The sequence below is a fragment of the Microbacterium sp. genome, assembly GCF_003248605.1.
In the GTDB taxonomy this organism is placed as follows: Bacteria; Actinomycetota; Actinomycetes; order Actinomycetales; family Microbacteriaceae; genus Microbacterium.
Genome location: NZ_QFPF01000103.1, coordinates 1 through 8923 on the forward strand (window position 1 = coordinate 1; position 8923 = coordinate 8923).

An 8923-nucleotide genomic window follows, 5' to 3' on the forward strand; every position below is an offset into this window, starting at 1 on the left:
CGGTCGAGTCGCTGACCGCCATGGACCGGGCGAACTGGACGGCGAACTCCGTCCGCTGGCGGCCCGAGTCGGCAGAGACCGTTCGGATGCTGCACGCGCAGGGCATCGACACGATCATGCTCACCGGTGACAGCGATCGCACCGCGCGCGCGATCGCTGAGGAAGCCGGGATTACCGAAGTCCGGGCGGAGCAGCTGCCGAAAGATAAGGCCGACGCGATCGTGGAGCTCGTGGCGACGCATCCGACCGCGATGGTCGGTGACGGCATCAACGACGCCCCGGCGCTGGCTACCGCAACGGTTGGGATCGCCATGGGAGTGCGCGGTTCCGCGGCGGCGATCGAATCTGCTGACGTCGCCTTCACGGGCCACGATCTTCGCCTTATCCCTATTGCCTTGGCGCACGCGAGACGCGGTCGGCGGATCATGACGGCCGACATCGGCCTTGCGCTGGCGATTGTCGTTGTGCTTTTCCCCCTCGCGCTATTCGGGGTGATGGGGCTCGCTGGGGTCGTCCTGGTTCACGAGATAGCCGAGCTGATCGTCATCGCGAACGGCGTTCGCGCTGCGCGTCGCCCGGCTCTCGTTCGCAGCATGACTGAGTCAGCCGCCTCGCAGCCCGCACTCGCCTCGACGTCCTGAACCTGCCGATCAACTGAGGCCCGAGTATGAGTGCAGGCCCTTGAAGAAGATGTTGACGATGGTGAAGTTGAACAGCACGGTCATGAAACCGATGATGGACAGCCAGGCGGAACGCTTGCCCCGCCATCCGCGGGTCGCCCGGGCGTGGATGTAACCGGCGTAGAGCACCCAGATGACGAAAGTCCACACCTCTTTGGTGTCGAAGCCCCAATAGCGGCCCCACGAGTCGTTTGCCCAGATGGCGCCGGCGATGAGCGTGAATGTCCAGAACATGAAACCGACGATCGCAAACCGGTAGGACAGCGATTCCAGGGCGTCGGAACTGGGGAGTGCGCGCAGAAGTCCAGAGCGGGGAATGTCGGCATCGTCGGACGTAGCCAAGTCTCGCGTCTCGCGGCGCGCTTGCAGCAACTGCGTGACCGATATTCCGCATGCAATCGCGAAGAGTGCTGTGGCGAGGGACGCGACGAACACGTGGATCACCAGCCAGATGCTCTTGAGCGGGTCCATCAGCGGGACGACCTCCACGTAGAACGCGACCGCCGCCCCACCGAGAAGGAGCACGACCATTCCGAGGAGAAATGCACCCAGGAAACGCAGGTCGTACAACCGGAGGACGAGGAGGAAGACCGCCACGATCAGCAACGTCCCGGTGAGGGCGAATTCGTACATGTTCGCCCACGGAACCCGCTCGGCCGCGATGCCGCGTGAGACGGTGCCCGCCGCGTGGAAGAGAAACCCGAGGACGGTGAGCGCGGTGCCGATGCGCGCCCACAGCAGTCGGGGGCGCAGTCTTGGCGGCACCCGCAGGGCATCGATGACTGCTGGTTTCGCGGCGGCAGTGTTGGCGAAGTCTGCCACGCCGGAGTGGGGGGCGTTTGTGCCCACAGCGACGAGCGCGGGTAGGTGCTCCTGGAGGTGCGCTGTATCGGCGCGCGAGGCACGTTGCGCCAGGTCGATGGTGACGGCGATGAAGGCTAGGGAGTAGGTGGCGATTGCCGTCCACACCAGCAGCAGTGAGATCCCATCGAGGGAAAGTGGGTCTGTTCCGGGCATTGAGTTGTTTCCAATCGTGAGGGCGAGGTCGGTTGCGAAGACGGTGAGTGAATCCGAAAAGGATCAATCCGGCTCCGGCGCTGATCGGCAGGAGGGTGGTGAGCCAGGCATCGACGATCGAGGCCGGAGTGAGCCGGGTTCGGGGCGGGACAGCGGTGACCCTGCCGTCGCCGGTGTCGGCGTCGCGTCGGGTGAGAGGCGAAGGTGAGCGAGAGCATTCGTCAGGTGTCCCTCTTGCGGAGCGTTTCGAGGTAGGCGTTGTAGGCGTCGAGATCGGGGTCGCCGTGTGTGTCGGCGTATCGTGCGGCGGCTGCGTCGCGGGTGGTGTCGTCGCGGTACCAGCGATGCATGACGAAGAGGAGCATCAGCAGGGTGGGTGCTTCTCCGTACGACCAGGCCAGCCCTCCCGCGATTCTCTGGTCTACGAGGGGGTCAACGCCGAGGGCGAGGCTGGATGCGGCGAAGTTGTCGATAAGAAGGCTTGCCGCGATCATCAGGAACACCCCGAAGAATGCGTGCAGCGCGGCTTCCGCGAAGACGTCGAGTGCTCGTCCCGCGTGATTGAGGTGCACGGGCAACGGGTCTGAGGAAAGCACGGGGATGGTGAACAGGATCCCCGCGATGAGGAAGCCGACCTCGAGGCCGAGATGACCTCCGGGCAAAGCGAGGATGAGGTCGGCGAAGTCGGCCAGGTAGAGACCGTAGAACGCGAAGAGATAGAGCGGCAGCGCGATCCAGGGGCTGAGGAGCCACCGCGCGAACCGGCTGCGAAGCCCCGCGTGAGCTATCTGGAGGACAATGCGGCCGGCGCCGTGGTGAGGGGTGGCGCGCAAGAGCAGCGTGCCCGGCGAGCCGAGGACCAACAGCGGTGGGATCGCCATCATGAGCGTGAGTTGCTGGAACATGAACACCGAGAACAGCGCGTACCCGTAGGCCTCGACTCCCAGCCCGGTGATGGCGGCGAGGCTGACGCAGCCCAGCAGGAAGCTGACTGTTCGCCAGATCGGCCAGCGCCTGCCCCGCGTCCACATCCGGATCGCGCCTACGAGGTAGACGACCGCAAGAGCTGCCGCGATAAGCGGCAACAGCGGGAACGGCAGCGGGACAGGGGAAAGGAACCCCATCAACGTGGGCGGTGCGTCCGAGATCCATTCCGTCATGGGCGTGGGGCTGCGTTCGGCAGGTCGGTGTAAGCGGTGGAGTGTCGCGATGCGAAGTCGCTGACGGCGCGGGAAAGGGCCGGGTCCTCTCCCCGCGCGAGACCGGCATATTCGACGTGAACCCCGTCCGGCATCAGACGAGCTTTGACCCAGAGGCGTCGGCGCGGGACGAACAGTCCGGCGAACAGCCCCAGGAGGGCGAGGATCGAGAAGACGAGCACCCAGACGCCACTGGGATCCCTCTGGATCTGTAGGGACGCGAACCGTTTCACCGGCTCGCCGACCTGTTCCGTGTCGTCCTCCCAGGTGATGGTGCCCCACCCGTTCGGCAAATCAGCGGTGCCTCCAGGGGTGAGCTCGAGGGAGTCCAGGCCGGAGTCAGCGCCGGTGAGCTGGGTGAGCCCGCCGACATCCAGTGTGTAGACCGACCGGGGTATCCCGTCATCGATGCCGAGATCGCCGCTGAACACATTGAGGGTGAGGACCGGATTCGCGACATCGGGGTAGATCGAGGTGAACGCGCCTGAGGGAAGTACGCCTTGCGTGGGGTAGAAGAAGCCGACGAGGCCGACCTGCTCCGGCAGACCGTCCGGGATCTTGATGATCCCCAAAGAGGTCATCGCAGAGTCCTGCGGAAGGAACGGCTGCGACTCGCTGTAGACCAGCTCGCCGTCGGAGTTGCGGATGGAGAGGGTGGGAGCATAGCCGTTGCCGAGAAGGTAGACCCGATCGCCATCAACGGTGATCGGGTAGTTCACGAGCACGCTCTCGGCGCGGTCGTCGTCTCCCGGTGTGCGGACGGTGACGTCCGCAGAGAAGTCCCCCGCCTGCCCGGCCCCAGGCGCGCCGGGGAGTCGGTACGAGACCTGGAAATCGTCGAGGGTGAGTGAGTACGGTGCGAGCACGGTCCCGTCGACGAACCGGCCGGGATTGAACGAGGAATAGTCGCTGAGCGCGTTGACGAACGTGGTGCCTTCCACCACGACCCGCTGTCCGGTATAGGCGAACCCGGTGCCCACGGCGACCGAGGTGAGCACTCCAACCAGGGCGACGTGGAAAACCAGATTGCCGGTCTCACGCACATAGCCCCGTTCGGCCGACACCGACGCCCAGCCCGCACCTTCGTAGCGGTGCACGCGATAGCCGGCCCGACGCATCTGACGTTCCGCGAGGTCAACTGCGAGCCCCATGGCGTCTGTGTTTCCGCCGACGACAGGCAGGGTTGTTTCCTGATAGGCCGGGAGTCGGGCAAGCCGAGCAGGGGTCCGAGGCGGCTGGGCCCGCAGTGCGGTGTAATGGTGCTTCGCGCGCGGGATCACGCAGCCGATGAGGGAGGCGAACAGCAGAAGGTAGATCGCGGAGAACCACGGCGACGAGTACACATCGAACAAGCCGACTGCGTCGGCCAGGGGGAAGACGTCGGGGTTGTTGCGCTCCCACTGGATGACCCCGTTCGGGTCTGCGCTGCGCTGGGGAAACAGCGATCCCGGGACGGCGGCGATCGCGAGGAAGAGCAACAGGACGAGGGCGGTGCGCATGCTGGTCAGCTGACGCCACGCCCATCGCATCCACCCGACCAGCCCGAGAGAGGGGGCGACGATGTCGGCCCGATCGGTGTCGGCGTGATCGGGCGGCCGCAGCGGATCGACCGCACTATCGGTGTCAGAGCGGGGCGGGGACATTGATCACCACTTGCTGCAGTGTGGACATCAGCGCGGTCCACAGTCCGGTCACCATCAGCAGCCCCAAGACAACCAGCAGCGCCCCGCCGACGATGTTCAGGACGCGGATGTGGCGGCGGAGGATCGACACCGAGCGTGACGCCCACCCCCACCCGAGCGCGAGGAGAAGGAAGGGAATGCCGAGCCCCATTGAGTATGCAAGCCCGAGGAGACCCGCGCGGGCGGGGTCGCCGAGGTTCCACGACATAGACAGGATCGCTGCCAGCGTGGGGCCAATGCAGGGAGTCCACCCGACACCGAGTGCGAACCCAAGTAGGGGTGCACCGATTAATCCGGCCCGGCCTTGGACGCGGGGCCGCAGGGTGCGTTGTGCGATCCCGAAGAAGCCGATGAACACCAGCCCCAGCGCGATCACCACCACGCCGAAAATGCGGGTCAGGACGTTCGCGTATTGCAGCAGCAGGTAACCGAATGTGCCGCCGAGGATCGTCACGGACACGAACACCACGGTGAACCCTGCAATGAACAAACCCACTCCCACGATCATGCGGGCACGGTCCGCAGTGGCCGTGCGCTGATTAGTATCAGCAGCTCCCCCATCACCTACCGAGGTGCCACCGAGGTAGCCGAGGTAGCCAGGCACGAGAGGTAGCACGCACGGCGAGACGAACGAGACGAGACCGGCGAGGACGGCGATGGGGATCGCTACCCACAGGGCGCCATCGAAGACCAGCTGACCGGGATTCACGGAGAGTCCTCCGCGAGAGCGTCATCGACGAGGGTGGACAGGATGGATGCGGTTGCCAACTGCCCGATTATCCGGGCGGCGACCCGCCCGTCCCGATCCAGAACGAGTGTGGTTGGGGTGGCCTGGATGGGAGTGACCTGCGCGAACGCAAGCTTGACGGTTCCATCGTTCACGTCGATGACGCTCGGGTAGGTGACGTTGTTGTCCCGGGCGAAGGACAGAGCGGTGGCAGGCTGATCGTAGGTGTTGACCCCGAGGAAGGCGACGCCCTCGCTCTGGTAGTTCTGCCATACCTCCTCGAGGAGCGGCGCTTCGACGATGCATGGGCCGCATGCCGCATACCAGAAGTTCACGACCAGAACGTCCCCCCTGTAGTCGCTGCTGGAGACCGGTTCTCCGGTCTCGATGACTCCTTCGAAATCGACCGGATCGCCGCGCTCGCCCTCCGGGATCTCCACGACCTGAAAGTCGCCGGAGATGTAGCCCTTCTCACTCCCGTCCCGGTACTGCTCCGCGAGAGCGTCGTTGGCGGCGCATCCCGAGAGCACTATGGCGATGGCGAGCACCGTGGAGGGCCAGCCGATTCGCTCGCGCAGGCTCATGTGCGCGGCACCTTGATCAGCACACCCGCGACGAGGAACGCCACCGCCGCGAAGAGCTGAGCGCCCGCCCAAACGGGACCGGCGAACGGCAGCGGGAACACGGGATTCCAGATTACGGCGACAGCGAGGAATACAGGCGTCCACCACCATTGGCGGGCTTGGATCGAGAACCATCCCACGATGGCAGCCAGGATGGCGGTGACGAACAGCACCAGGGTGAACCAGTCGTCTCCCATGAGGACGGGGGCAACGAACAGCACAGCCGCAGCTACGAGCCCGGGGGCGAACGCGTTCCGTTGAAAGGATGAAGCAACACGGGCTTTGTCGCTCACGGAACCACCTGCATGTTCGACTCGTCAGCAGCTGTGCTCGCGGGACGGCCTTCGCGGGTGCGCCGGGAGCGATTCAAGAGCGTCACGGCGAGAACGAGCGCGCCGGCGCCGAGGGCGATGTCGGCGAGATTGCCGATGAAAAGGTTCCCGTACGCGAGAAAGTCGGTTACCTCGCCGCGTGCGAATCCGGGGGGCGAGAACAATCGGTCGATAAGGTTTCCGAGCGCGCCCCCGAGGATCAGTCCGATTCCTGCCGCCCACCCGGCGCTGCGAGCACGCGTTGCGGCGACGACAAGGAACGCCATGGCGCTCGCGCCAAGCAGGGTGAGCAGCCAAGTTGCTTCGGAGCCGAGGGAGAGGATCGCCCCGGGGTTGAACGCCAGCTGCAGCCCGAGCAAGTCACCCAGGATGGGTATCCGCTCCGTCTCGCTCAGCCCGCCGATGGCAGCCGCCTTCGTTGCCTGATCGACCACCACTACGGCTGCGGCGACAATGCATGCCGTCGCGAACAATCGCACCTGGTTACTTTTCATGGGACGCGTCCTTACTTGTGCGCTCGGAATCCTGCTGCTCCTGTCGGTCGACCGCTTACTCGTTGCGGAGTCGACGTTCGCGGGTGACCTTGAACACCACGATGAACCCCGCTCCGAGGATGATGACCCCGGTGAGTACTGCGAGGATCGGCAGGAGTGCTACACCTCCAAAGGGCTCGCTACCGCCGGTGTTGGTGGTTGTCTCGGCGGAGGTGATGGACGGTTCGGGCGCTTGTTCCGTCGCACCCGCGCCCGGGGTGCTCGCGTCGCTCTGAATCGGTTCGACCGTGTAGGTGTACTCGCCGCTGATCGGGTGGCCGTCGCCGGAAACAACCCGCCACAGAACGGTGAAGGCGCCATCCGGGGGGTTGGGTTCTAGGTGTTGCGTGATCGTGGTGCCACTGACAGTCGGGGCGTCAGTAGCGATGTTCTCGCCGCCGGGCGCGGTCACCTCGATGACCGCTGATTGCATGTCAGAGATGAGTTCGCCGCTGAATGACAGGGTGATCTCATCCGGCGAGACAGCGACCGTGGAATCTGCGTCCGGGAAGGAGCCCAGGAGGTCGTCGTGCGCCTGCGCCGGGCCTGCCGCCGCGAGCGTGATTCCAGACCCGAGAAGGACTGCAGCGATGACGGAAAAGAGGTAGCGGCGGGATTTACGCATGGGTGGTGTGCTCTCCGGGGTGTGATTGCGGTTCGATCTGGAAGGTGGCGTGCTCGATGCTGACTGGGAAGTGCTCGGCGACACATTCCTGGAGTGCTCGCAGGAGCCGGGCGGACTGCTCCCGGGGTGAGGGTGTCGTCGACCACGACGTGTGCGGTTAGCGTCGGGAGGTCGGTGGAGACTTGGGAGGCGTGCAGGTCGTGCACGGCGACCACCTGCGGGAGTTCGAGGATGTGTCGGCGTACCTCCGCCAGGTCAAGGGCGGGCGGGGTGGATTCGAGCAGGACGCTGCCGGAGGCGCGAAGCAGGATGAAGGTGCGTGGGATGATCAGGAGGGCGATCAGGATGGCGCTGGCGATGACACCGCCCGAGCCGAGTGCGTCATTGAGGACCTCGAGGAACGCGGCGCGCATGTTCAGGTTGCGTGTGCGACCGCTCATCAGTACCAGCAGGGACGCGATGTTCGCGACCAGGCCGACGATCCCGAAGAACAACAGGCTGCCGGATGCGATCTCGGGCGGCTCGAATAGACGTCGGATTCCTTCGACGAGAGCGAAGATCCCCACGCCCAAGAGAAGGGCGGCCTGGGCGAGTGCACTGAGAACCTCGGCGCGCCGGAGCCCCCAGGTGTGCCGGTCGGACGGGGGACGGTTCATGAGGTTAGCGGCGGTAACCGCCATCGCGAGGCCGATCACGTCGGTGAGCATGTGCCCCGCATCGACCAGCAGCGCGAGGCTGCCGGTGATGATCGATCCGATCACTTCGACCACGAACACCGCCAGGGTGATCGAGAATGCGATGAGCAATTTATTGCGGGGGGTCGCTTCGCTCATGTCGTGGCTGTGTCCTGCGCCCACGGTTCGCTCCTTTCAGGGGCGGTCGATGATCTGACGGGCCATCGCGATCGCTTCATTCCTCGCCCGCGTCGAGACGTGAGGTCGGTGGCGAGCGTCTACGATTGCCTGCGGCTCGGCTCACGCCGATTTCAGTCGGACGCTCCGTTGACTGCTTGATCGATCGTGTCTTCGAGGTCATTCCACTGCTGCAGCTCCAGAAGTGCCCCGTCTACGAAGAATGTGGGGGTGCTGCTGACGCCGAGCGCGCGTCCGTCGTCGAAGTCCGACTGCACCCGAGCCAGCGTGGCTGGGTCTGCGACTGCCGCGTCGTAGACGGCGAGGTCGAGCCCCAGTCCCTCGGCAAAGCCTCTGAACATATCCGCGCGGGATTCCTGCGACTCGCCCCATTCGGCTTGAGTCTCGAACAGTCGCTGATACATCGCCTCGAACTGGTCCTGCTGCGCAGCCGCTTCGGCCGCGAGCGCGGCGTTCGTGGAGTTGGTGTGCCCGGGCAGCGGGAAGTAGCGGATGACGTAGGTGATCTCGCCGTCGAACTTTTCCCGTATTTCTTCCACGATCGGGTAGAACGCGCCACACGCCTCGCACTCGAAGTCCAGGAACTCCACGACAATGACCGCGCCATCACCTCCGTCGTCGACGACATGCGAG

General features: G+C 65.1%; 10 protein-coding genes and 1 pseudogene. 1 reads left to right on the forward strand and 10 read right to left on the reverse strand.

Translation table 11 applies throughout. The features are described from left to right. Positions 1-641: HAD-IC family P-type ATPase (locus DI573_RS12175; protein ID WP_292814614.1), on the forward strand; the 641-nt coding region annotated here is incomplete at its 5' end. Positions 642-650: 9 nt separating this feature from the next. Here DI573_RS12175 and ccsB read toward each other — a convergent pair. The 10 genes and pseudogenes from ccsB to DI573_RS12225 form a co-directional block, all read right to left on the reverse strand. Continuing rightward, entirely contained in the window at positions 651-1697 is a 1047-nt protein-coding gene (gene ccsB, locus DI573_RS12180; RefSeq protein WP_292814617.1) for a c-type cytochrome biogenesis protein CcsB, read from the reverse strand. 221 nt (positions 1698-1918) lie between these two features. After that, positions 1919-2857, reverse strand: a complete 939-nt coding sequence (locus DI573_RS12185) for a cytochrome c oxidase assembly protein (RefSeq protein WP_100812065.1) — start codon at positions 2855-2857, stop codon at positions 1919-1921. After that, on the reverse strand, positions 2854-4539 hold the full coding sequence (locus tag DI573_RS12190) for a cytochrome c biogenesis protein ResB (RefSeq protein ID WP_100812064.1): 1686 nt from the start codon (positions 4537-4539) through the stop codon (positions 2854-2856). The genes DI573_RS12185 and DI573_RS12190 overlap by 4 nt, the downstream gene beginning before the upstream one ends. Next, the gene (locus DI573_RS12195; protein WP_036297886.1) at positions 4520-5287 is read right to left on the reverse strand and encodes a cytochrome c biogenesis CcdA family protein; all 768 of its coding nucleotides are present in this window, start codon (positions 5285-5287) and stop codon (positions 4520-4522) included. Before DI573_RS12195 ends, DI573_RS12190 begins: the two co-directional genes overlap by 20 nt. Beyond that, positions 5284-5889 (reverse strand): TlpA disulfide reductase family protein, encoded by a 606-nt coding sequence (locus DI573_RS12200; protein ID WP_036297888.1) that lies wholly within the window; start codon positions 5887-5889, stop codon positions 5284-5286. The genes DI573_RS12195 and DI573_RS12200 overlap by 4 nt, the downstream gene beginning before the upstream one ends. Continuing rightward, on the reverse strand, positions 5886-6221 hold the full coding sequence (locus tag DI573_RS12205) for a DUF6804 family protein (protein ID WP_036297890.1): 336 nt from the start codon (positions 6219-6221) through the stop codon (positions 5886-5888). Before DI573_RS12205 ends, DI573_RS12200 begins: the two co-directional genes overlap by 4 nt. Then, positions 6218-6739: a signal peptidase II gene (locus DI573_RS12210; RefSeq protein ID WP_363331364.1), complete on the reverse strand. Its 522-nt coding sequence runs from the start codon at positions 6737-6739 to the stop codon at positions 6218-6220. The genes DI573_RS12205 and DI573_RS12210 overlap by 4 nt, the downstream gene beginning before the upstream one ends. Before the next feature lie 70 nt (positions 6740-6809). Next, a complete protein-coding gene (locus tag DI573_RS12215) occupies positions 6810-7418 on the reverse strand; it encodes a copper resistance CopC family protein (protein ID WP_292814633.1) in 609 nt (202 codons plus the stop codon). After that, positions 7411-8275, reverse strand: a pseudogene (locus tag DI573_RS12220) (cation diffusion facilitator family transporter). The gene DI573_RS12215 and the pseudogene DI573_RS12220 overlap by 8 nt, the downstream one beginning before the upstream one ends. 128 nt (positions 8276-8403) lie before the next feature. Beyond that, on the reverse strand, positions 8404-8923 hold a 520-nt coding region (locus DI573_RS12225), incomplete at its 5' end, for a thioredoxin domain-containing protein (RefSeq protein WP_292814636.1).